The organism is Kitasatospora sp. NPDC088264 (assembly GCF_040685715.1).
Classification (GTDB): Bacteria; Actinomycetota; Actinomycetes; order Streptomycetales; family Streptomycetaceae; genus Kitasatospora.
The window spans coordinates 17,731-39,999 of the sequence record NZ_JBFBIR010000019.1 but is presented as its reverse complement, the minus strand read 5'-3'; the positions used below and the strand labels follow the sequence as shown (position 1 = coordinate 39,999).

Here is a 22,269-nt window from a genome sequence, read left to right as displayed (position 1 = left end):
GGTATCGGCAATGGTCAGAGGGGCTGTCCGGCGGCCACCATCATGGTTGGGGTCAGAGTGCCCGCCGGTCCAGGAGCAGTTGTGCCACAGCAGCAGACGAGCAGTCCCGGACAGGGGCAGCGATTTGACTGGTGGGCCGCTCCGGCCGCCGCCACCGCCGCCGACCGGCCGGACGTGCCCGGCCAACCGGCGGTACCGGCCCAGTCGGCCCCCACCCGCGCGGTCCAGCCGGTACCGGCCGAGCGGGCGCCCGTCCGGGCCGCCGCTGCCCCCGCCGCCCAGCCCGCCGTCGAACCGGCGACCGCCCCCCGGGCCCTGGTGCCCGCCACCAACAGCACCGAGGTGTACCGGGCCGTCCAGCGCAGCGACGCCTTCCAGGACATCCGCCGCAGCTACCGGTCGTTCGTCTTCCCGGTCAGCGGAGCCTTCCTCGGCTGGTTCCTGATGTACGTCGCCGCGCAGGCCGCCGCCCCCGGCCTGATGCGCAGCCAGGTGGCCGGCCCGCTCAACGTGGCCTGGCTGCTCGGCCTGCTGCAGTTCGCCTCCACCTTCCTGCTCACCTGGCTCTACGCCCGCAACGCCCGGACCAAGCGCGACCGCGCCGCCCTGGGCCTGCGCTGGGACACCCAGGACCAGCTGCGATGACGACCACGATCACGACCGCGATGACGACCGCCACCCCGCCCCCCGTGGCCCCCACCGGCGACCACCACGACCTCGCGATCGCGCTGTTCGCCGTCGTCGTCCTGGTCACCCTGGCGATCACCCTCTGGGTCGGCCGCCGGGGCAGCGCCACCGAGGACTTCTACGCCGGCGGCCGCGACTTCACCCCGCTCCAGAACGGCTTCGCGCTCTCCGGCGACTACCTCTCCGCCGCCTCCTTCCTCGGCGTCGCCGGGCTGATCGCGCTGTACGGCTACGACGGCGTGCTCTACAGCATCGGCTTCCTGGTCGCCTGGCTGGTGGTGCTGATGCTGGTCGCCGAACTGGTCCGCAACGCCGGCCGGTACACCCTCGCCGACGTGCTCGCCCTGCGGCTGCGCCGCCGCAAGGTCCGGGCCGCGGCCGGTGGCGCCAGCGTCGTCGTCACCCTGCTCTACCTGGTCGCCCAGATGGTCGGCGCGGGCTCGCTGGTCGCCCTGCTGCTCGGCACCAACAGTGCCCAGGCCCGGACCTGGACCATCGTCGCCGTCGGCGGACTGATGATCGTCTACGTCACGATCGGCGGGATGCGGGCCACCACCTGGATCCAGATCGTCAAGGCCTTCCTGCTGATCGCCGGCTCGGTGCTGCTCACCGTGCTGCTGATGGTCCGCTTCCACGGCGACGTCGGCGAGCTGATGCGCCAGGCCGCCCAGCACAGCGGCGCCGGGCGGCGCTACCTCGAACCCGGCCTCAAGTACGGCGCCACCTTCACCAGCCGGCTCGACTTCTTCAGCCTGGGCCTCGCCCTGGTGCTCGGCACCGCCGGACTGCCGCACATCCTGTCCCGCTTCTACACCGTGCCCACCGCGCGGGCCGCCCGCCGCTCCACGATGTGGGCGATCGGCCTGGTCGGCGGCTTCTACCTGATGGCCATCGCGCTCGGCCTGGGCGCGACCGCGCTGGTCGGCTCGGCGGAGGTGCGGCACGCCAACTCGGCCGGGAACACCGCCGTCCCGCTGCTCGCCCTGGTGCTCGGCGGCGGCAACGGCAGCACCGGCGGGGTGGTGCTGTTCGCGCTGATCTCGGCGATCGCCTTCGCCACCATCCTCGCCGTGGTCGCCGGGCTCACCCTGGCCTCCTCGGCGGCCTTCGCCCACGACATCTGGGCCGGTGCCTGGCGCGGCCGGCCGCGCCGGCGCCCCTTCCGGCGGCGTGCCGCCGTCCCGGCCTCCCGGCCGGGGGAGGCGGGGGACGTGGCGGAGGCCGAGCCGACGGGCGAGGCCAGCGAGCGCCAGGAGGTCTGGGTGGCACGGTTCGCGGCCGTCGGGATCGGCGCGGCCGCGATCGCGATCAGCCTCTACGCCCAGCAGCTGAACGTCGCCTTCCTGGTCGGCCTGGCCTTCGCGGTGGCGGCCTCCAGCAACCTGCCCGTCCTGCTGTACAGCCTGTTCTGGTCGCGGTTCACCACCCGCGGCGCGGTCTGGTCGGTGTACGGCGGGCTGGTCCCGGCGATCGTGCTGGTCGTCTTCTCCCCAGTGGTCTCCGGCACCAAGGTGGCGCTCTTCCCCGGCGTCGACTTCCACTGGTTCCCGCTGGAGAACCCCGGCATCATCTCCATCCCGCTCGGCTTCCTGGCCGGCTGGATCGGGACGATCACCTCGCCCGAGCCGGCCGACGCGGACCGCTTCGCCGAGCTGGAGGTGCGCGCCCTCACCGGTGCGGGCGCGGCCTGAGCGCCGCGCCCCGGGGAACCCCGGCGGGCCTGGGGCCGCCGGGGTTCCCCCACGTCCGGGCGTGGTGTCAGGTCCGGACCGCCAGGCCGTAGCGGTGCTCGGGGCGGCCGGTGTCGCCGTAGCGCAGGGTCAGCCGCAGCCGGCTGTCTCGCTCCAGCTGCTTGAGGTAGCGCTGCGCCGTCGAGCGGCTGAGCCCGGTGGCGTCCGCGACCTCCTGCGCGGACAGCGGGCGGCCCGCCTGGCGCAGCACCCCCAGCACCAGGTCGGTGGTGGGCGCCGAGTGCCCCTTCGGCAGCGGGCCGGCCGGGGCGGCGGCGCTGCGCAGGGTGGCGAACAGCCGGTCCACCTCGTCCTGGCCGGCCTCCCGGGCCGCCGGGCCGGCCAGCGCGTGCCGCAGCTGCGCGTACGCGACCAGCTTGTCCCGCAGGCCGGCGAAGGTGAACGGCTTGACCAGGTACTGCAGCGCGCCGTGCTGCATCGCGGCGTGCACCGTCGACACGTCCCGGGCGGCCGTCACCATCATCACGTCGCAGGCCACCTGCCGCTCCCGCAGCCGGCGCACCAGCGCCAGGCCGGTCTCGTCCGGCAGGTGGTGGTCGAGCAGCAGCAGGTCCACCGGGCGGCGCTCCAGCGCGGCCAGCGCCTCCCCGGCCGAGTGCGCGGTACCGGTCACCCGGAAGCCCGGCACCTTGGCCACGTACGCGGCGTGCACGTCCGCGACCCGGAAGTCGTCGTCCACCACGAGTACGTCGATCATCAGGCCTCCACGAGCTGAGGGGTGAGCAGGGCCTCGGGCAGCTCGACCGTGAACCGGGCGCCGCCGAGCGGTCCCGCGTCGAGCACGATCCGGCCGCCGGTCCGTTCGACCAGTCGCCGCACCATCGCCAGCCCCAGCCCGCGCGGACGGTGCGCGGGCGCGTCCTTGCTGGTCCACCCCTCCTCGAAGACCTGCTCGCGCAGCTCCTCCGGCACGCCCGGGCCGCTGTCCGCGACCTGGAGCAGCAGTGTGGAGCCGGCCGCCGCCAGCGTCACCTCCAGCCGGCCGCCCCCACCCGCCGCGAGCGCGTCCACCGCGTTGTCGATCAGATTGCCGAGCACCGTCACCAGCGCCCGCGCGTCCACCACCGCGTCCGGCAGGTGCGCCGCCGGGGCCAGCGCCAGCCGCACCCCGCGCTCGCCCGCCACCGCCGTCTTGCCCGCCAGCAGCGCCGCGACGTGCGGATCCTGCACCTGCTCGGCGATCCGCGCCGCGACCACCGCGTGCGAACCGGACTGCTCCGAGATGAACGCCACCGCCTGCTCGTGGCGGCCCAGCTCCAGCAGGCCCAGCAGGGTGTGCATCCGGTTGGCGTGCTCGTGGTCCTGGGCGCGCAGTGCCTCGGTCAGGCTGCGCGTGGTGTCCAACTCGCGGACCAGCGACTCCAGTTCGGTCCGGTCGCGGAGCGTCACGACCGCGCCGCCCTCGGCCGTGCCCATCCGGTTGACCACCAGCACCCGGTCGTCCCGGACCGCCGGCAGGTCGGCGCCGGTGATCCGCCCGGTCAGCACGTCCGCCAGCCGGCCCGGCGGCAGCACCGCGTGGATCGGCCGCCCGGTGCAGTCCTCCGGCAGGCCGAGCAGCCGCACCGCCTCGTCGTTGGCCAGCCGGATCCGGCCGCGCTCGTCCAGCGCCACCATGCCCTCGCGGATGCCGTGCAGCATCGCCTCCCGCTCCACCAGCAGCGCCGAGATGTCGGCCAGCGCGATGTTGTGGGTGCGGCGCTTCAGCCGCCGGGCCAGCGCCAGCGTGGCGACCGTCCCCGCGGCCAGGCCCGCGCCCGCGCACAGCAGGATCCCGGTGAGCATCTTCAGCAGCCGGCGGCGGATCGAGTCGTCGCTGATGCCGACCGACACCTCGCCGACGATCCGGCCGTCCGCGGCCCGCAGCGGCACCTTGCCGCGCGCGGTGCGGCCCAGCGTGCCCTGCTGCATCGCGGTGACGCTGAGCCCGCTGAGCGCCGGCTCCGGATCGGTGCTGACCCGGTGGCCGATCCGCTCCGGGTCGGTGTGCGAGAGCCGGATCCCGTCCAGGTCGGTGACCACCACGAAGCTCGCGCCGGTGGCCAGCCGGATCTGCTCGGCGTTGCGCTGCGCGGTCGCCGAGTCCCGGGCGTCGGCGGCGCGGGCGATCGCCTCGTCGGTGGCGGTGGCCTGGGCGATCGACAGCGCCCGCTGCATCGCGTCGTGGTCCAGCTCGCTGCTGACCGGGGCCAGGAACAGGCCGGCGGTCACGGTGGTGACACCGACGGTGACGACGGTCTGGCTCAGCAGCAGTTGCGCGAAGACCCGGCGGGGCCAGCGGGGCAGCTTCATCCGGGCCTCCTCTCGGCGGCTGTGGGGGCGGGTACGTCAGGGTCGGGACACCCTACGTTTCCGGCGTGTTTCTGTCAGCCGCGTCCCCGCAGTTGTAGCGGAAGCAAAAGGAGCAGAACACCCCTCAATGCGGAGAAACCGCAGTACGCCGAGAAGGCTCCCGCCCGGGCCCGGCCCGCTCCTACCTTTCCGGGGCAAGCACAGACCCGGGAGGATCGAATGAGCACAACCCCGGCGATCGAGCTGACTGGCGCGACGAAACGGTTCCGCACCCCGTCCGGGGCCCTGCACACCGCCGTCCGTGATCTCGATCTGACCGTCGCCCAAGGCGAGTTCGTCGCCGTCGTCGGGCCCACCGGCTGCGGCAAGTCCACCACGCTGACCCTGGTCAGCGGCCTGGAGGAGCCCACCGAGGGTGAGGTCCGAGTGGACGGCGAGCCGGTCCGCGGGATCCACCCCAAGGTCGGTTTCGTCTTCCAGCAGGACGCCGTCTTCCCCTGGCGCACCGTCCTGTCCAACGTGATGGCCGGGCCGCGCTTCCGCGGCGTGCCCACCGCCGAGGCCAGGGAACGGGCCCGGGACTGGCTGGGCCGCGTCGGCCTCGCCGCCTTCGAGGACCGCTACCCGCACCAGCTGTCCGGCGGCATGCGCAAGCGCGTCGCGCTCGCCCAGACCTTCGTCAACGACCCGGACATCCTGCTGATGGACGAGCCGTTCTCGGCGCTGGACGTGCAGACCCGCGCCCTGATGTCCGACCAGTTGCTGGAGCTGTGGGCCGGGACCAGGTCCTCCGGGAACGCCGCGTCGGTCGTCTTCGTCACCCACGACCTGGACGAGGCCATCGCGCTCGCCGACCGGGTCGTCGTCATGACGGCCGGACCGGCCACCGTCAAGGAGATCTTCACCGTCGACCTGCCACGACCGCGCACCGTGGAGGCCGTCCGGCTGGAACCGAGGTTCGTCGAGCTGTACCGCGAGATCTGGGCCTCGCTCGGCGAAGAGGTGCGCATCACCCGGGAGAGAGGAGCGGGTCGTGCCGCTTGAGACCGCGTCGGCCGTCGCCGACAAGCCCCCGGCGGCCACCCCCGCCAGCCGTACCGAGGCCCGCGAACGGGCCGCCCGCAACCGGAGGTTGACCGTCTACGGGGCCCGGGTCGCGGTCCTGGTCGCCTTCCTCGGACTGTGGGAGGTCTGCGCCCGCACGGACGTCATCGACCCGTTCAACTTCTCGCAGCCGTCGAGGATCTGGGACCAGATCTGGCAGTGGATCACCCACGGCACCGCGCAGGGCTCGCTCGGCGAACAGATCGGCTACACCCTCTACGAGGCCCTCACCGGCTGGGTGATCGGCGTCATCTGCGGTGTGCTGCTCGGCATCGCGCTCGGCCGGGTCCGCTTCCTGGCCGACGTGTTCGGGCCCTACATCAAGGTGCTCAACGCCATCCCGCGGATCGTGCTCGCCCCGATCTTCCTGATCTGGTTCGGCCTCGGCCCGGCCTCCAAGGTCGCCTCCGCCGTCGTCCTGGTGTTCTTCCCGGTGTTCTTCAACGCCTTCCAGGGCGCCCGCGAGGTGGACCGCAACCTCGTCTCCAACGCCCGCATCCTCGGCGCCGACGGCCGCAAGGTCACCCTCCAGGTGGTCATCCCCGCCGCCACCACCTGGATCTTCACCAGCCTGCACGTCAGCTTCGGCTTCGCCCTGATCGGGGCCATCGTCGGCGAGTACATCGGCGCCACCAAGGGCCTCGGCCTGCTCGTCGCCGCCGCCCAGGGCACCTTCAACGCGGCCGGCGTGTACGCCGCCATGACCATCCTCGCCGTCGTGGCGCTGCTCACCGAGGGGCTGCTGACCTTCGCCGAGACGAAGCTGTTCCGCTGGAAGCCCGCAGACACGGGCGACGGCCGCTGAGCCCCTCTGCGTCGCTGAACCCCATCCCCTGCGTCGCGAACCCCCCGCTTCGCTGAACCCCCTGCGCCGCTGATCCCCCCCTCGCAGAGAGAGGCACCCCCACCCATGCGCCCGAACCCGATCGGCAGACCCGCCGCGGCCGCCCTCGCCGCCGTCCTGCTCCTCCCGCTCTCCGCCTGCGCCAACGACGCCGCCACGACCACCCACGGCGCCGCCGCCCCGGCCGGCCGGCAGGTCGACGGGCCGAAGGTCAAGATCATGGTCGGTGGCCTGGACAAGGTCATCTACCTGCCCGCGATGCTCACCCAGCGGCTCGGCTTCTTCGCCGACGCGGGCGTCAACGTCGAGCTGATGAGCGAGCCCGCCGGCGTCAACGCCACCACCGCGCTGCTCGCCGGCGACGTCCAGGGCGCCGTCGGCTTCTACGACCACACCATCGACCTCCAGGCCAAGGGCAAGATCGTCGAGTCCGTGGTGCAGTTCTCCCAGGCCCCCGGCGAGGTCGAACTCGTCTCCACCAAGCAGGCCGACGCCATCAGGTCCGGCGCCGACTTCAAGGGCAAGAAGCTCGGCGTCACCAGCATCGGTTCCTCCACCGACTTCCTCACCAAGTACCTCGCCGTCAAGAACGGCACCGCCGTCAGCGAGTTCAGCCCGATCGCGGTCGGAGCCGGCCAGACCTTCATCGCCGCGCTCCAACAGGGCAGCATCGACGGCGGGATGACCACCGACCCGACCGTCGCCAACGTCCTCGACAAGGGCCTCGGCAAAATCCTCTACGACATGCGCACACCCGAGGGCTCCCGCGAGGCCCTCGGCGGCCTCTACCCGTCGTCCTCGCTCTACATGAACACCGACTGGGTGGAGAAGAACAAGGACACCACCCAGAAGCTCGCCAACGCCTTCGTCAAGACCCTCAAGTGGATGTCCACGCACAGCCCCGAGGAGATCGCCGCGAAGATGCCCGCCGACTACGCGCAGGGCGGCGCCGAGCAGTACGCGGCCGCGATCAAGGCGACCCTGCCGATGTTCACCACCGACGGCGTGATGCCGGCCGACGGCCCCAAGACCGTCCTCGCCGTGCTCGCCGCCTTCCACCCGGACGTCAAGGGCAAGGAGGGCACCATCGACCTCTCCCGCACCTACACCACCGAGTTCGTAGGCAAGGCCGTCACCGGCTGAGCCGACACCCGACGTGACGGCCCCGCGCACCTCCGTGGACAGCAGGCGCGGGGCCGCCCGCGCGCTCCGGTCCCGCGCTCACCCCCACGGGCGCGGGGCCGCCCGCGCGCTCCGGTCCCGCGCTCACCCCCACGGGCGCGGGGCCGCCCGCGCGCTCCCGACCTGCTGAAGACCCTGCCGGCGCGCTTCCGTCCCGCTACCGACCCCGCACCGAGAGCACGTCCATCCGCGACGGCGTCCCCGCCGCCTTGCCGCAGCTCTCCGGACGCGCCGGCTCGCTCACCGCCTCGATCACGTCCACCTCCCAGGCCCGGCCGTCCTGGTGCAGCACCGAGACCAGCCAACGGCCCGCGCCGTCCGGCCGCTGGGCCAGCGTCAGCGCGTCCACCCCGGTCTCCCCGGTCGCCAACCGCACCGCGTGCTCGGCCGCCTGACCCGGACGCTCCCAGCCCGAACAGCCCCTCGACCAGGCCGGCACCATGTGCCCGGCCGCCGTCGCCGCCAGCACCTCCTTGGCCGCCTCCGCCGTCAGCCGCCCGTACGCGTAGCCGTACGGCAGCACCAGCATCGTGGGGGAGAAGCGGTGCCCGCCCAGGTGCGTCACCTCCCACACCTCGCTGTGCCCGGCCGCCGCCAGCTCCGCCGCCAACGGGCGGCCCAGCAGCGCGCAACAGCGGTCCCGCCGCCCGTTGGTGCACACCAGCGCCAACGGGCCGCCGACGTGCTCCACCCCGAAACCGCCGTGGTCACCGACGCCCAGCGCCGCGAAGTCCAGCTCCAGCAGCTCCGCCGGATCGGCCACCTCCGCCCGGCGCACCCAGCCGCGACCCGGCACCGTGTGCGCCACGACCACCTCGTGCCGCGCCGTCGGCAGGCAGTCCGCGTGCCGCCCCGGCCGCCGGATCAGCGCCACCCGCACCCCGGTGCCCGCCGCGGCCGCGTCCAGCGCCCGCCCCGTCGCCGGGTCCAGGTGGCTCTCCCCGAGCGCCTTCGCGCCCCACGGCCCGTTCTGCTCCACCAGCAGCCAGGTGGTCGCGACCGCGGCGGTGGCGGTCAGCGGCTCCGACAGTTCACGCGACAGCGTCGCACAGGTGCTCACCCGGGTAAGGCTACCCTCGGCACCCGCCGCGCCCCGGAACGACGAAGGAGGGGCGCCGGACGGCTCCGGCACCCCTCCTCCACCACGCCCGCGCCCTACGCCGGGCCGGCCACCACCGCGATCGGAGCCGTCACCGGCGTGCCCGAACCGTCACGGCGCGGGTCGCGCTCCGGCAGGTCCACCGGCGCGCCCTTGTCGGACGCCGCCCGGGCCGGGGCCACGCCCGCCCAGGCGAACGTCAGACCGTCCTCGCCGCGCAGGAACCGCTGGCAGCGCACACCGCCCGTCGCCCGGCCCTTGCGCGGGTACTGCTCGAACGGCGTCACCTTCCACGACGTCTGCTCCTCGCCGCTCAGCGTCCCCGACGCCCCCGCCACCGAGACCACCACCGCGTCCGACGCCGGATCCACCGCCGTGAACGACAGCACCCGCGCCCCGTCGGAGAGCTTGATCCCCGCCATGCCGCCCGCCGGACGGCCCTGCGGGCGCACCTGCCCCGCCGGGTAGCGCAGCAGCTGCGCGTCCGAAGCGATGAAGACCAAGTCCTCCTCGCCGGTGCGCAGTTCGACCGCGCCCACCAGCTCGTCACCCTCCTTGAGGGCGATCACCTCGAACTCGTCCTTGTTCGCCGGCCACTCCGGTACCACCCGCTTCACCACGCCCTGCGCCGTGCCCAGCGCCAGCCCCGGCGAGGACTCGTCCAGCGTGGTCAGCGCCAGCGCCCGTTCCCCGGCCTCCAACCGCAGGAACTCGCCCACCGCCGCCCCGCCGGCCAGCGTCGGCGACGGCGTCGGCGGCAGAGCCGGCAGATCGATCACCGGCAGCCGCAGCACCCGGCCCGCCGACGTCACCACACCCACGTCCGCCCGCGCCGTCGCCGGCACCGCCGACACGATCACATCGTGCTTCGACCGCTTCTCCGACAGCTCGAACGGCTCCCCGTCCGCCGTCCGCGCCAGCAGGCCCGTCGACGACAGCAGCACCCGGCACGGGTCGTCCGCCACCTCCAGCGGCACCGACAGCGCCGCCGACGGCGCCGCCCCCGCCTCCAGCAGCACCGTCCGCCGCTCCGTCCCGAACTGCTTCGCCACCGCGCCGAGTTCGGACGACACCACGCTGCGCAGCCGGGAGTCCGAGTCCAGGATCTCGGTCAGCTCCGCGATCTCCGCGTTCAGCTTCGCCTTCTCCTGCTCCAGCTCCACCCGGTCGAACCGGGTCAGCCGCCGCAGCGGAGTGTCCAGGATGTACGCCGTCTGCGTCTCCGACAGCGAGAAGCGCTCCATCAGGCGCTCCTTCGCCTGCCCCGCGTTGTCACTCGACCGGATGATCGCGATGACCTCGTCGATGTCGAGCAGCGCGACCAGCAGGCCGTCGACCAGGTGCAGCCGCTCCTCCCGCTTGCGCCGGCGGAAGTCGCTGCGCCGCCGCACCACGGTGAACCGGTGGTCGACGTAGACCTCCAGCAGTTCCTTCAGCCCCAGCGTCAGCGGCTGGCCGTCCACCAGCGCCACGTTGTTGATGCCGAAGGTCTCCTCCATCGGCGTCAGCTTGTACAGCTGCTCCAGCAGCGCCTCCGGCACGAAGCCGTTCTTCACCTCGATCACCAGCCGCAGCCCGTGCTCGCGGTCGGTCAGGTCCTTGACGTCCGCGATGCCCTGCAGCTTCTTCGCGTTGACCAGGTCCTTGATCTTCGAAATGACCTTCTCCGGGCCGACGTTGTACGGCAGCTCGGTCACCACGATGCCCTTGCGGCGCGCCGTCACCGCCTCGACCGTCGTGGTCGCCCGGATCTTGAACGTGCCGCGGCCCGACTCGTACGCGTCCCGGATCCCCGACAGGCCCACGATCCGCCCGCCCGTCGGCAGGTCCGGACCGGGCACGAACCGCATCAGCGTGTCCAGGTCCGCGGTCGGGTGCTTGATCAGGTGCCGGGCCGCGGCCACCACCTCGGACAGGTTGTGCGGCGGCATGTTCGTCGCCATGCCGACCGCGATGCCCGTCGCGCCGTTCACCAGCAGGTTCGGGAACGCCGCCGGCAGCGCCAACGGCTCCTGCTCGCTGCCGTCGTAGTTCGGACCGAAGTCGACGGTGTCCTCGTGGATCGACTCCACCATCGCCATCGACGCCGCCGTCAGCCGCGACTCCGTGTAGCGCATCGCCGCCGGCGGGTCGTCGTTGCCCAGCGAACCGAAGTTCCCGTGCCCGTCGATCAGCGGCAGCCGCATCGAGAACGGCTGCGCCATCCGGACGACCGAGTCGTAGATCGACGCGTCGCCGTGCGGGTGCAGCCGGCCCATCACCTCGCCCACCACACGGGCGCACTTCACGTGCGCGCGGTCCGGCCGCAGGCCCATCTCGTTGGCCTGGTACAGGATCCGGCGGTGCACCGGCTTCAGGCCGTCCCGCGCGTCCGGAAGCGCACGCGAGTAGATCACCGAGTAGGCGTACTCCAGGAAGGAGCCCTGCATCTCGTCCACGACGTCGACATCGAGGATCCGCTCCTCGAAGTCTCCGGGCGGCGGGGTCTGCGAACTGCGGCGGGCCATCGCGGCGGGGCTCCCTTACGTCTCGCTTGCTGTGTCTCGGTCAGTCTCTGACGTCCATCCGCCGACCCTCGTCAACAGGGCTCGGCGCCCCCATTGTGGACCCTCGCGCCGACACTCCCGGCCAGCGCCCCTCTTCCGCCCCTGGCGAACGCCCTGTCTGCGCGGGACACGAACACGCCCCCCGCGCGTTGCACCACAATGGGGGACGCCACACGAACCCCGACATCGACGACGGGAAGGACCCGAGCGCATGGCCAACCCGGCCCCCGCATCCGCCTCCACCGGAGGACATGGCGCTGCCATCGCCATCACCGAGCACCGCCTGGCCAACGGCCTGCGCGTCGTCCTCTCCGAGGACCACCTCACCCCGGTCGCCGCGGTCTGCCTCTGGTACGACGTGGGCTCCCGCCACGAGGTCAAGGGCCGCACCGGCCTCGCCCACCTCTTCGAGCACCTCATGTTCCAGGGCTCCGCCAACGTCTCCAACAACGGGCACTTCGAGCTCGTCCAGGGCGCCGGCGGCTCGCTCAACGGCACCACCAGCTTCGAGCGCACCAACTACTTCGAGACCATGCCCGCCCACCAGCTGGAGCTCGCCCTCTGGCTGGAGGCCGACCGCATGGGCTCGCTGCTCGCCGCCCTCGACGAGACGTCCATGGAGAACCAGCGCGACGTCGTCAAGAACGAGCGCCGCCAGCGCTACGACAACGTCCCCTACGGCACCGCCTTCGAGAAGCTCACCGCGCTCTCGTTCCCCGACGGCCACCCGTACCACCACACCCCGATCGGCTCCATGGCCGACCTCGACGCCGCCACCCTCGACGACGCCCGCGCGTTCTTCCGCACCTACTACGCGCCCAACAACGCCGTCCTCACCGTCGTCGGCGACATCGACCCCGAGCAGACCATCGCCTGGGTCGAGAAGTACTTCGGCAGCATCCCCGCCCACGACGGCAAGCAGCCGCCGCGCTCCGGCGAACTCCCCGACACCATCGGCAGCGAACTGCGCGAGCACGTCCGCGAGGACGTCCCCTCCCGCGCCCTGATGGCCGCCTACCGCCTCCCGCACGACGGCACCCGCGACGCCGACGCCGCCGACCTCGCCCTCACCATCCTCGGCAGCGGCGAGTCCAGCCGCCTCTACAACCGGCTCGTCCGCCGCGACCGCACCGCCGTCGCCGCCGGCTTCGGCCTGCTCCGCCTCGCTGGCGCCCCCAGCCTCGGCTGGCTCGACGTCAAGACCTCCGGCGACGCCACCATCGAGCAGATCGACGCCGCCGTCGACGAGGAACTCGCCCGCTTCGCCGCCGAAGGCCCCACCCCCGAGGAACTCGAACGGGCCCAGGCCCAGATCGAGCGCGAATGGCTCGACCGGCTCACCACCGTTGCCGGCCGCGCCGACGAACTCTGCCGCTACGCCGTCCTGTTCGGTGACCCCAAGCTTCTCAACGACGCCCTCCCCAAGGTCCTCGACATCACCGCCGAGGAGGTCCAGGCCGTCGCCAAGGCCCGGCTCCACCCCGACAACCGGGCCGTCCTCGTCTACGAGCCCACCACGGCCGACGACACCGACGCCCCCGCCGCCACCGATGAGGAGGGTGCCGCCGCATGAGCACCGACTACGTCCCCGCCATGACGTTCCACCCCCAGCCCGAGCCCGGCACCCCCGGCCCCTGGGCCTTCCCCGCCCCCGAGCGCGCCGCCCTCGGCAACGGCATCACCGTCCTGCACTGCCACCGGCCCGGCCAGCAGCTCGTCGCCGTCGAGGTCCTCCTCGACGCCCCGCTCGCCGCCGAACCCGACGGCCTCGACGGCATCGCCGCCATCCTCGCCCGCGCCCTCAGCGAAGGCACCGACACCCTCACCGCCGAGGAGTACGCCGCCGAACTCGAACGCGCCGGCGCCACCCTCGACGCCCACGCCGACCACCCCTGCATCCGCGTCTCCCTGGAGGTCCCCGCCTCCCGCCTGCAGCGCGGCCTCTCGTTGCTCGCCGACGCCCTGCGCGCCCCCGCCCTCCCCGAGGACGAGATCGAGCGCCTCGTCGCCAACCGCCTCGACGAGATCGTCCACGAGCAGGCCAACCCCGCCCGGCGCGCCGCCAAGGCCCTCTACGCCGAGCTCTTCGACGGCGCCGACCGCCTCTCCCGGCCCCGCAGCGGCACCGCCGACACGGTCAAGGCCATCGACCGGGCCGCCGTCAAGGCCTTCTACGACGCCCACGTGCGCCCCGCCACCGCCACCGTCGTCGTGGTCGGCGACCTCACCGGCACCGACCTGCCCGCCCTCCTGGAGAGCACCCTCGGCACCTGGACCGGCAACACCGCCGAAGCCTCCGCCCACGCCCCCGTCACCGCCGACGACCGCGGCCGCGTCGTCATCGTCGACCGCCCCGGCTCCGTCCAGACCCAACTCCTCATCGGCCGCATCGGCCCCGACCGCCACGACCCCGTCTGGGCCGCCCAGATCCTCGGCACCTACTGCCTTGGCGGCACCCTCACCTCCCGCCTCGACCGCGTCCTGCGCGAGGAGAAGGGCTACACCTACGGCGTCCGCTCCTTCGCCCAGCCGCTGCGCTCCGCCGCCGACGGCAGCGGCCGCTCGCTGCTCGCCATCAGCGGCTCGGTGGACACCGCCTCCACCGCCCCGGCGCTCGCCGACACCTGGACCATCCTGCGTACCCTCGCCGCCGAGGGCCTCACCGACGCCGAGCGCGACGAGGCCGTGCAGTTCCTGGTCGGCGTCGCACCGCTGAAGTACGAGACCGCGGGCTCGGTCGCCGGCACCCTGGCCGACCAGGTCGAGCAGTACCTCGCGGACGACTACCAGGCCGAGGTCTACCGGCAGCTCGCCGAACTGCCCACCGCCGCCGCCACCGAGGCCGTCGTCGCCGCCTTCCCGCCGGACCGCCTGGTCACCGTGCTGGTCGGCGACGCCGCCGTCATCGCCGACGACGTGCGGGCTCTCGGCATCGGCGAGGTCACCGTCGTCAGCTGACCCGGCGTTTCCCGTACGGCCCGGTGGAGCACCCGCTCCGCCGGGCCGTCGCGTTGTTAAATCCGTTGCGGGCCAGCGGCGTTCCGTGGATAGATATCCCCGGCACACACGGACGAACGACGACGAACGACGACGAACGAAGGGAGGCGGTCACCATGCGGGTCGAGCGAGCCATACGCCGACGCTCCCCGAGGCCGTCCTCCCCCTGTGCCCAGGGCGCCTGAGCCCTACCCCCGAACTTCCCCGAGCCGCACCGGGCTTCTTCGCACGGCACCCCCTTCCCCGAACCACCCGACCGCTGGAGGTCGTTCGACCATGACGTACACCGAGGTGCCCGGAATCCGGGTCCCGATCCGGATGTGGACCGACCCGGCCACCGTCGAGGGCCAGGCCCTGCAGCAGCTGCGCAACATCAGCTCCCTGCCCTGGCTGCACGGCCTCGCCGTGATGCCCGACGTCCACCTGGGCAAGGGCGCGACCGTCGGCTCCGTCATCGCTATGAAGGGCGCCGTCTGCCCGGCGGCGGTCGGTGTCGACATCGGCTGCGGAATGAGCGCGGTGAAGACCTCCCTCACCGCAAAGGACCTCCCCGACGACCTGTCCCGCCTCCGCTCCAAGATCGAGCAGGCCATCCCGGTTGGCGCTGGCGTTCACACAGAACCGGTTGACCCGACGAAGCTCTACGGCTTTCAGGCGGCTGGCTGGAACGGCTTCTGGCAGCGCTTTGAGAGGGTCGCTCCGGCGGTGCATTGGCGGCGTGAGCGGGCCATGCAGCAGATAGGAACGCTCGGGCGCGGCAACCACTTTTCGGAAGTGTGCCTAGATGGGACCGGTTTTGTTTGGTTGATGTTGCATTCTGGATCGCGCAATATCGGCAAGGAACTAGCCGAGCACCACATGGAGGTGGCACGGTCTCTTCCTCACAACCAGGGTCTTATCGACCGGGACCTCGCGGTCTTCATCGCGGAGACCCCGCAGATGGCTGCTTACCGACAGGACCTCTTCTGGGCCCAGGAGTACGCCAAGAACAATCGCGCGGTGATGATGGCGCTGTTCCAGGACGTTGTCCGTCGCGAGTTCCCCAAGGCGAAGGTCACCTTCGACGAGGTCATCAGCTGCCACCACAACTACGTGGCGGAGGAGACGTACGACGGTGTCGACCTGCTCGTGACCCGCAAGGGCGCGATCAGGGCCGGCACGGGCGACTACGGGATCATCCCGGGGTCCATGGGCACCGGCTCCTACATCGTCCGCGGTCTCGGCAACGAGGCGGCGTTCAACTCGGCCTCGCACGGCGCCGGCCGCAAGATGAGCCGTAGCGCCGCGAAGAAGCGGTTCTCCACGCAGGATCTGGTGGAGCAGACCAAGGGTGTGGAGTGCCGCAAGGACAGCGGTGTCGTGGACGAGATCCCGGGCGCCTACAAGTCCATCGAAAAGGTCATCGAGCAGCAGAAGGACCTCGTCGAGGTGGTCGCCCACCTCAAGCAGGTCGTCTGCGTCAAGGGGTAGTCGGACGAGATGGCCCCCGGCATCGCCAGGGGCCATCCTCACCGCTGCGGAAAGACTCTCGGACGTTTCGGGCCGGCAAGTCGCCAGTGACGGACCTTGCAGCTCTTGAGCGTTCGGCCCAGGTACTCGGAGGCCGCTTCCATGTTTGGTGCGGTGAGGATCACTTCGTCCTCCTCTGGAGTCCAACCGCGCCGAGGGGGAGCGAACCCCATGGTCGGTGGGCGAACCCACGCGCTGACTCGATCGGCACCGGCCTGCTTGCGGGGTAGTGCCAGACTGCCCGGGTAGTAGAGATCGGTAGTCAAGGCCACAGCAGCTTCCGCGAGGAAGAGGATGTTGTAGATGTTGTCGCGCTTGTTGCGGTTGAGCTTGCGTCGGGCTCCGCAGAGGCGTTCTGCATAGGTGGCGGTGAAGACGGCCGTTGCGTCGCTCTTGGTGGCCAGGCTGACGAAGGGCAGATCCTTGGACGTGAGGCCGACCGAGCCGTCGGCGTCGATGAGGCCGCGCAGGTAGTCGCGCTCGGAGAACGGCACGCTCGGCGGCGCGACGATCTCGGACTTCCGCCCCACCGGCAGGCCGAGGCCCTGCAACTCCTCGCGGAACTCCCGGGCACAGACGGTCCACATCACCGAGGTGTGCTCCGTCTTGAAGTTCGTGCTGCGCGTCCGGTATCGGATGCTGCTGTTGTACGGGCAGAGCCGCTGGAACTCCTCCAGGATGGGCGCGTCGCGCGCGGAGAGTTCCACGGAGAGCCGACCACGGTTGCGGGACTGCTCGGTGAGGTGTCCGTCTGCCTGGAGGAAGGCGAACATGTAGGCGTGCTCGGGTCGTTCGAGGTCGAAGAACGTCATGCGGCGAGCATCTGTGCGATCAATCGCCGAAGGAGCGTGATCGCTCACCAGTTCGCTCAATGGTGTGGATACGATCGATTCCGCGAACAGAAGCGCCCGGCAGCGCTATGGCTGCCGGGCGCTTCCGTCGGTCGAGTCGGCTCAGGCCGCGGCCGGGAGCTCGTCGAGGCCTTCCTGGACGAGCTTGGCGAGGCGGTCGAGCGCGTCGTCGGCGTTCTCGGCGTCGGAGGCGAGGACGACCTCGTCGCCGCCCTGGGCGCCGAGGGCGAGCAGGCCGAGCATGGAGGCGGCGTTGACGGGGTTGCCGCCGGGCTTGGCGATGGTGATCGGCACGCCGGTGGCCGTGACGGCCCGGACGAAGACGGAGGCGGGACGGGCGTGCAGGCCCTCGGCCCAACCGATGGTGACGCGGCGCTCAGCCATGAGACGTGCCTTTCCGGTGAAGCTGGTTACGGCCGTGCTCGGGGAAGCGGCCATGTTGTCTAGACCAGTGTTGCACGCAGGCGGTCCCTGCGAGCCGCTGCGTTCGGGACTTGTGATTGTTTCTTTTCGGGGCATAAGGCCCGGCCGGCGGCCCTGCCCACCCTGCAGCCAGTGTGCACCCGGCGCCATTCGGCTCACTGCCGGATAACCTGACGAATGTGGACGACTCCGCAGTGGCGCAGCCCGAGCAGGACCCCGGTGACCGGCGGGAATCCGGACCGGATTACCCCCAGCACTGGGAGGCCGACATCCTGCTGCGGGACGGCGGTACGGCCCGCATCCGGCCGATCACGCCGGAGGACGCGGAGCGTCTGGTGGAGTTCTACGCACAGGTATCGGACCAGTCCAAGTACTTCCGTTTCTTCGCCCCCTACCCCCGGTTGTCGGAGAAGGACGTCCGCCGTTTCACCCACCACGACTTCGTGGACCGGGTGGCGCTGGCGGTGGTGGTCCGGGACCGTTTCATCGCGACCGTCCGCTACGACCGGATCGACGCGCAGGGCCGTCCGTCCGAGGCCGGGACGGACGCCGAGGTGGCGTTCCTGGTGCAGGACGCCCATCAGGGCCGCGGGGTGGCGTCGGCGCTGCTGGAGCACATCGCGGCGGTGGCGCAGGAGCGCGGGATCCGCCGGTTCCAGGCGGAGGTGCTGCCGGAGAACCGGAAGATGGTGAAGGTCTTCACCGATGCCGGCTACACGCAGCGCCGCAGTTTCACCGACGGTGTGGTGCACCTGGAGTTCGATCTTGAGCAGACGGACCGTTCGCTGGCGGTGATGCGGGCGCGCGAGCACCGGGCGGAGGCGAAGTCGGTGCAGCGGCTGCTGACCCCGCGGTCGGTGGCGGTGATCGGGGTGTCGCGCAATCCGCAGACGGTGGGCCGGGCGATCCTGCGGGACCTGCTGGGCAGTGCCGACGACACGCGCCCGGTGTACGCGGTGAACCGCAACGCCCCGCCGGGCACCGAGCTGGACGGCGTCCCGGTGCACCGTTCGGTTCTGGACATTCCGGGGCCGGTGGATCTCGCGGTGATCGCCGTCCCGGAGGGGGCCGTCCCGGCGGCGGTCGCCGAGTGCGGTGCGCACGGGGTGCAGGGCCTGGTGGTGGTGACCGCCGGGTACGCGGAGACCGGTCCGGAGGGCCGGGACCGCCAGCGCGCGCTGGTGCGCCAGGCGCGGGCGGCGGGGATGCGGGTGATCGGCCCGAACGCCTTCGGCCTGATCAACACCGATCCGGACCGCCCGTTGAACGCCTCGCTGGCTCCGCAGCTGCCGGGCCGGGGCGGGTTCGGGATCTTCTGCCAGTCCGGTGCGATCGGGGTGGCCCTGCTGGAGTCGGCGCACCGCAGGGGCTTGGGGGTGTCCTCCTTCGCCTCGGTGGGCAACCGGTCGGACGTCTCCGGGAACGACTTCCTGCAGTACTGGGCGGAGGACGAGGCCACCGAGGTGGTGCTGCTCTACCTGGAGTCCTTCGGCAACCCGCGCAAGTTCACCCGGATCGCGCGCCGGCTGGCCGCGGTGAAGCCGGTCGTGGTGGTGAAGGGCGCCCGGCACACCGGCAGCCTGCCGCCGGGCCACGCGGTGCCGGCGACCGCGACGGGGCTGCGCGACGCGACGGTGGACGCGCTGTTCGAGCAGGCGGGCGTGATCAGGGTGGAGACGATCACCGAGCTGTACGACACCGGGGAGCTGCTGGCCCTGCAGCCGCTGCCGCCGGGGGACCGGGTCGCGGTGGTCGGCAACTCGGACTCGCTGGGCCTGCTGACCTACGACGCCTGCCTGAGCGCGGGCCTGCGGCCGCGCACCCCGGTGGACCTGACCACGGCCGCGACGGGCGAGAACTTCCGGATCGCGCTGGACGTGGCGCTGGCCGATCCGGCGGTGGACGCGGTGATCGCGGTGGCGATCCCGCCGATCGGCACGTCCGCGCACGCCTTCATGGGCGGCCGGCTGACCGGCCCGGACGATCCGGAGATGGGTTCGGACGATCCGGAGATCGCCGACGCACTGCTCGAAGCCAGCCGAAGGGCAAGGGAGTTGGGCAAGCCGCTGGTGCTCGCCCATCTGGCGTTGACCGATCTGCCGGTCCGGCTGCGCCCGGGGGGCGTGCCGGCGTTCGCGGCGCCGGAGCGGGCGGTGCGGGCGCTGGCGCACGCGGTGCACTACGCGCAGTGGCGGCGCCGGACGGCCGAGGCGGAGGAGACGGCCCGGGTGCCCGAGCTGGACCGGATCGACGAGCCGGGCGCCCGCGCGCTGGTCGAGGCGGCGTTGAGCACCCGGACGGCGATTGCCGCGCGGACGCAGCCGGGCGGCGCCCGGATCACCCTGCCGGACGCCGGGGCCCGCGAGCTGCTGGCCCGCTACGGCATCGACGTCTTCCCGGCGCTGCCGGCCCCGGACGAGGAGGCGGCCGTGCGGGCCGCGGCGACGCTCGGCTACCCGGTGGCGTTGAAGGCCACCGCCCCGCATCTGCGCCACCGCCCGGACCTGGGCAGCGTGCGGCTGGATCTGACCGGCGAGCCCGGGCTGCGCCGGGCGCACCGCGAGCTGGACGCGCTGCTGGGCGGTGCGGCGCAGGCGGAGCTGGTGGTGCAGCGGATGGCGCCGCGCGGGGTGGACACCGTGATCGGTGCCACGGTGGATCCGGCGGTCGGCGCGATCCTGTCGTTCGGCCTGGCCGGGGCGCCCGCCGAGCTGCTGGGCGATGTGGCGCACCGGTTGGTCCCGGCGACCGACCAGGAGGTGGCCGGGCTGGTCCGGGAGGTGCGCGCGGCGCCCCTGCTGTTCGGTTGGCGGGGCGCGGAGGCGGTGGACACCGACGCGCTGGAGGAGTTGCTGCTGCGGGTGTCGCAGTTGGTGGACGACGTGCCGGAGATCGCCTCGGTGGATCTCGAACCGGTGGTCGTGGCCCCGTACGGGCTGGCGATCCTGGGGGCGCGGGTGCGGATCGCGCCGCTGCCCGTCCGCAGCGATCTGGGCCCGCGCGCGATGAGCACCCTGTAACCTTCCTTGGTTGCGCCTGCCTGTGGGCGCTGTTGTTCGAAGCTCGGCGCCGTGCCGCCCGCTTCGTCGGCGGACCATGCCAGGATGGAGTTATGGCGAAGACCGGTACCACCAGCACTCAGGACCTGCGCTCGGCGATCGAGCGCAGCGGTTACTACCCGGCCCTGGTGTCCGAGGCGGTCGAGGCCGCGGTGGGCCCGGAGCCGATCAGCTCCTACCTGGTGCACCAGGAGACGACCTTCGACGCCAACGAGGTGCGTCGGCACGTGACGGTGCTGGTGCTGACCCCGACGCGGTTCGTGGTGAGCCACACCGATGAGCAGTCGGGGGACGCGGGCAGCCCGGCGGTGCCGTTCGCGACGACGTCGACGGAGAGTGTCCGGCTGGACCGGATCGGTTCGGTCGTGCTGAGCCGGATGGTCGCGAACCCGGAGACGTACACGCCGGGGACGCTGCCGCGCGAGGTGGTGCTGACGATCGGCTGGGGTGCGGTGCAGCGGCTGGACCTGGAGCCCGCGGGCTGTTCGGATCCGAACTGCGAGGCTGACCACGGCTACACCGGCTCGGCGACGGCTGACGATCTCTCACTGCGGGTGAGCGAGGCCGGTGACGGCCCGGAGACGGTGGCCCAGGCGCTGGTGTTCGCCCGCGCTCTCTCCGACGCGACGATCAGCAACGGCCCGCGGGTCTGAGCGCCGCCGCCTTCGACTGCTACGAATCCGGTTTCATGTCCTTCGCACCCTCCGGCGGCTTCGACGCCTTCGAGATCCTCGACCCGGCCGCGGCTCCCGCGCCCCCGTACGGCAGTGGTTCGCTCTGCGACCTGTTGCCCTCGGTGGCGGCGGGCCTGGGCGTCCCGGGCTTCACCGCGACCCTGCCGATCGCCCCGGCGGACCGGGTGGTGGTGTTCCTGGTGGACGGCCTGGGCTGGGAGCTGCTGCTGCGGCACCCGGAGTACGCGCCGTTCCTGTCCGCGCTGGCCGGGAGTTCGATGGGTGGTTCGGGCCGCCCGCTGACCGCTGGTTTCCCGTCGACCACGGCGACTTCGCTGGCCTCGGTCGGCACCGGCACGCCGCCGGGGCTGCACGGCCTGGCCGGGTACACGGTCGCGGTGCCGGGCGCCGGTTATCTGATGAACCAGCTGCGTTGGCAGCCGCACACCGACCCGCACGTCTGGCAGCCGTACCCGACGGTCTTCGAGCGGACGGACGCCGCCGGGGTGGCGACCGCGCAGGTGTCCTCCCCGCTGTTCTCGCAGACGCCGCTGACCAGGGTGGCGCTGTCCGGCGGCACCTTCCTGGGCCGGACCACGGGCGAGGAGCGGATGGACCTGGCGGCCTCCTGGCTGGCCGAGCACGACCGGGCGCTGGTCTACACGTACGTCAGCGAGCTGGACGGTGCGGGCCACCGCTTCGGGGTGGACTCGGACGAGTGGCGGATGACCCTGGACGCGGTGGACCGGCTGGCCCGCCGGCTGGCCGAGCGGCTGCCGCCGCGTTCGGCGATGTACGTGACCGCTGACCACGGCATGATCGACATCGCGCCGGAGGACCGGATCGACTTCGACGAGGACTGGGAGCTGGGTGCCGGCGTGGCCCTGCTGGGCGGCGAGGGCCGGGCCCGGCACGTGTACGCGGTGCCCGGTGCGGCGGCCGACGTGTTCGCGGTCTGGAGCGAGGTCCTGGGCGACCGGATGTGGGTGGCCACCCGGGACCAGGCGATCGCGGCGGGCTGGTTCGGTCCGGCCGTGGACGAGCGGGTGTACGGGCGGATCGGCGACGTGGTGGCCGCGGCGCGGGACGACATCGCGATCACCGCCTCCCGCAACGAGCCGGGCGAGTCCGCGATGATCGGCCTGCACGGTTCGATGACCCCGGTCGAGCAGTTCGTGCCGCTGCTCGAAGTTCGCGGCTGAGCCGGGTCCTTGACTCTTCTGTGCCCGAACTCCCCTGATGTGAAAGGCC

Annotated in this window: 17 protein-coding genes; 11 read left to right on the top strand and 6 right to left on the bottom strand. The window is 72.3% G+C overall.

The annotated features are described in order from the left end of the window. Positions 1-81 precede the first annotated feature (81 nt). Positions 82-645, top strand: coding sequence for a DUF485 domain-containing protein (locus AB0O82_RS17455; protein WP_363584503.1), 564 nt, complete (start codon positions 82-84; stop codon positions 643-645). Further along, complete coding sequence (locus AB0O82_RS17450; protein WP_363584501.1) at positions 642-2,378, top strand: cation acetate symporter; 1,737 nt, start codon at positions 642-644, stop codon at positions 2,376-2,378. The genes AB0O82_RS17455 and AB0O82_RS17450 overlap by 4 nt, the downstream gene beginning before the upstream one ends. Positions 2,379-2,445: 67 nt before the next feature. On the opposite strand, the gene AB0O82_RS17445 is transcribed toward AB0O82_RS17450, so the two are convergent. Continuing rightward, on the bottom strand, positions 2,446-3,135 hold the full coding sequence (locus AB0O82_RS17445; protein ID WP_363584499.1) for a response regulator: 690 nt from the start codon (positions 3,133-3,135) through the stop codon (positions 2,446-2,448). After that, positions 3,135-4,730 carry a sensor histidine kinase gene (locus AB0O82_RS17440; RefSeq protein WP_363584497.1) on the bottom strand — a complete coding sequence of 532 codons (1,596 nt, stop codon included), beginning with the start codon at positions 4,728-4,730 and terminating at the stop codon, positions 3,135-3,137. Before AB0O82_RS17440 ends, AB0O82_RS17445 begins: the two co-directional genes overlap by 1 nt. 219 nt (positions 4,731-4,949) lie before the next feature. Here AB0O82_RS17440 and AB0O82_RS17435 point away from each other — a divergent pair, with 219 nt between their 5' ends. The 3 genes from AB0O82_RS17435 to AB0O82_RS17425 all read left to right on the top strand — a co-directional run bounded on the left by AB0O82_RS17435 (position 4,950) and on the right by AB0O82_RS17425 (position 7,821). Beyond that, entirely contained in the window at positions 4,950-5,774 is an 825-nt protein-coding gene (locus tag AB0O82_RS17435; RefSeq protein ID WP_063349366.1) for an ABC transporter ATP-binding protein, read from the top strand. Further along, the gene (locus AB0O82_RS17430) at positions 5,764-6,639 is read left to right on the top strand and encodes an ABC transporter permease (RefSeq protein ID WP_363584495.1); all 876 of its coding nucleotides are present in this window, start codon (positions 5,764-5,766) and stop codon (positions 6,637-6,639) included. Before AB0O82_RS17435 ends, AB0O82_RS17430 begins: the two co-directional genes overlap by 11 nt. A gap of 105 nt (positions 6,640-6,744) precedes the next feature. Continuing rightward, positions 6,745-7,821, top strand: a complete 1,077-nt coding sequence (locus AB0O82_RS17425) for an ABC transporter substrate-binding protein (RefSeq protein ID WP_350880086.1) — start codon at positions 6,745-6,747, stop codon at positions 7,819-7,821. 196 nt (positions 7,822-8,017) lie between these two features. Here AB0O82_RS17425 and AB0O82_RS17420 read toward each other — a convergent pair whose 3' ends face one another. Continuing rightward, the gene (locus AB0O82_RS17420; RefSeq protein ID WP_363584493.1) at positions 8,018-8,920 is read right to left on the bottom strand and encodes a sucrase ferredoxin; all 903 of its coding nucleotides are present in this window, start codon (positions 8,918-8,920) and stop codon (positions 8,018-8,020) included. Between the two features lie 95 nt (positions 8,921-9,015). Continuing rightward, on the bottom strand, positions 9,016-11,466 hold the full coding sequence (locus AB0O82_RS17415; protein WP_363584491.1) for a DNA topoisomerase IV subunit A: 2,451 nt from the start codon (positions 11,464-11,466) through the stop codon (positions 9,016-9,018). Between the two features lie 250 nt (positions 11,467-11,716). Here AB0O82_RS17415 and AB0O82_RS17410 point away from each other — a divergent pair, with 250 nt between their 5' ends. The 3 genes from AB0O82_RS17410 to AB0O82_RS17400 all read left to right on the top strand — a co-directional run bounded on the left by AB0O82_RS17410 (position 11,717) and on the right by AB0O82_RS17400 (position 15,972). Continuing rightward, the gene (locus AB0O82_RS17410; protein WP_363584489.1) at positions 11,717-13,078 is read left to right on the top strand and encodes a pitrilysin family protein; all 1,362 of its coding nucleotides are present in this window, start codon (positions 11,717-11,719) and stop codon (positions 13,076-13,078) included. A gap of 20 nt (positions 13,079-13,098) precedes the next feature. Further along, complete coding sequence (locus AB0O82_RS17405; protein ID WP_350880226.1) at positions 13,099-14,463, top strand: pitrilysin family protein; 1,365 nt, start codon at positions 13,099-13,101, stop codon at positions 14,461-14,463. Positions 14,464-14,778: 315 nt separating this feature from the next. Then, entirely contained in the window at positions 14,779-15,972 is a 1,194-nt protein-coding gene (locus AB0O82_RS17400; protein ID WP_363584487.1) for an RtcB family protein, read from the top strand. Positions 15,973-16,010: 38 nt separating this feature from the next. On the opposite strand, the gene AB0O82_RS17395 is transcribed toward AB0O82_RS17400, so the two are convergent. Continuing rightward, on the bottom strand, positions 16,011-16,823 hold the full coding sequence (locus AB0O82_RS17395; protein ID WP_363584485.1) for an LAGLIDADG family homing endonuclease: 813 nt from the start codon (positions 16,821-16,823) through the stop codon (positions 16,011-16,013). 141 nt (positions 16,824-16,964) lie between these two features. Continuing rightward, on the bottom strand, positions 16,965-17,246 hold the full coding sequence (locus AB0O82_RS17390; protein WP_360258304.1) for an HPr family phosphocarrier protein: 282 nt from the start codon (positions 17,244-17,246) through the stop codon (positions 16,965-16,967). Positions 17,247-17,479: 233 nt separating this feature from the next. On the opposite strand from AB0O82_RS17390, the gene AB0O82_RS17385 reads away from it, so the two are divergent. From AB0O82_RS17385 to AB0O82_RS17375, 3 genes are all read left to right on the top strand, one after another. After that, positions 17,480-20,305 (top strand): GNAT family N-acetyltransferase, encoded by a 2,826-nt coding sequence (locus tag AB0O82_RS17385; RefSeq protein WP_363584623.1) that lies wholly within the window; start codon positions 17,480-17,482, stop codon positions 20,303-20,305. Between the two features lie 92 nt (positions 20,306-20,397). Continuing rightward, on the top strand, positions 20,398-20,997 hold the full coding sequence (locus AB0O82_RS17380) for a DUF5998 family protein (RefSeq protein WP_063349374.1): 600 nt from the start codon (positions 20,398-20,400) through the stop codon (positions 20,995-20,997). A 35-nt stretch (positions 20,998-21,032) separates the two neighbouring features. Beyond that, the gene (locus AB0O82_RS17375; protein ID WP_363584483.1) at positions 21,033-22,220 is read left to right on the top strand and encodes a nucleotide pyrophosphatase/phosphodiesterase family protein; all 1,188 of its coding nucleotides are present in this window, start codon (positions 21,033-21,035) and stop codon (positions 22,218-22,220) included. Positions 22,221-22,269: the final 49 nt, after the last annotated feature.

Coding starts and splice junctions, on each gene's coding strand:
- AB0O82_RS17410 (WP_363584489.1), top strand. CDS start 11,717: ATGGCCAACCCGGCCCCCGCATCCGCCTCCACCGGAGGACATGGCGCT.
- AB0O82_RS17380 (WP_063349374.1), top strand. CDS start 20,398: ATGGCGAAGACCGGTACCACCAGCACTCAGGACCTGCGCTCGGCGATC.
- AB0O82_RS17440 (WP_363584497.1), bottom strand. CDS start 4,730: ATGAAGCTGCCCCGCTGGCCCCGCCGGGTCTTCGCGCAACTGCTGCTG.
- AB0O82_RS17435 (WP_063349366.1), top strand. CDS start 4,950: ATGAGCACAACCCCGGCGATCGAGCTGACTGGCGCGACGAAACGGTTC.
- AB0O82_RS17425 (WP_350880086.1), top strand. CDS start 6,745: ATGCGCCCGAACCCGATCGGCAGACCCGCCGCGGCCGCCCTCGCCGCC.
- AB0O82_RS17375 (WP_363584483.1), top strand. CDS start 21,033: ATGTCCTTCGCACCCTCCGGCGGCTTCGACGCCTTCGAGATCCTCGAC.
- AB0O82_RS17390 (WP_360258304.1), bottom strand. CDS start 17,246: ATGGCTGAGCGCCGCGTCACCATCGGTTGGGCCGAGGGCCTGCACGCC.
- AB0O82_RS17395 (WP_363584485.1), bottom strand. CDS start 16,823: ATGACGTTCTTCGACCTCGAACGACCCGAGCACGCCTACATGTTCGCC.
- AB0O82_RS17400 (WP_363584487.1), top strand. CDS start 14,779: ATGACGTACACCGAGGTGCCCGGAATCCGGGTCCCGATCCGGATGTGG.
- AB0O82_RS17405 (WP_350880226.1), top strand. CDS start 13,099: ATGACGTTCCACCCCCAGCCCGAGCCCGGCACCCCCGGCCCCTGGGCC.
- AB0O82_RS17445 (WP_363584499.1), bottom strand. CDS start 3,135: ATGATCGACGTACTCGTGGTGGACGACGACTTCCGGGTCGCGGACGTG.
- AB0O82_RS17450 (WP_363584501.1), top strand. CDS start 642: ATGACGACCACGATCACGACCGCGATGACGACCGCCACCCCGCCCCCC.
- AB0O82_RS17415 (WP_363584491.1), bottom strand. CDS start 11,466: ATGGCCCGCCGCAGTTCGCAGACCCCGCCGCCCGGAGACTTCGAGGAG.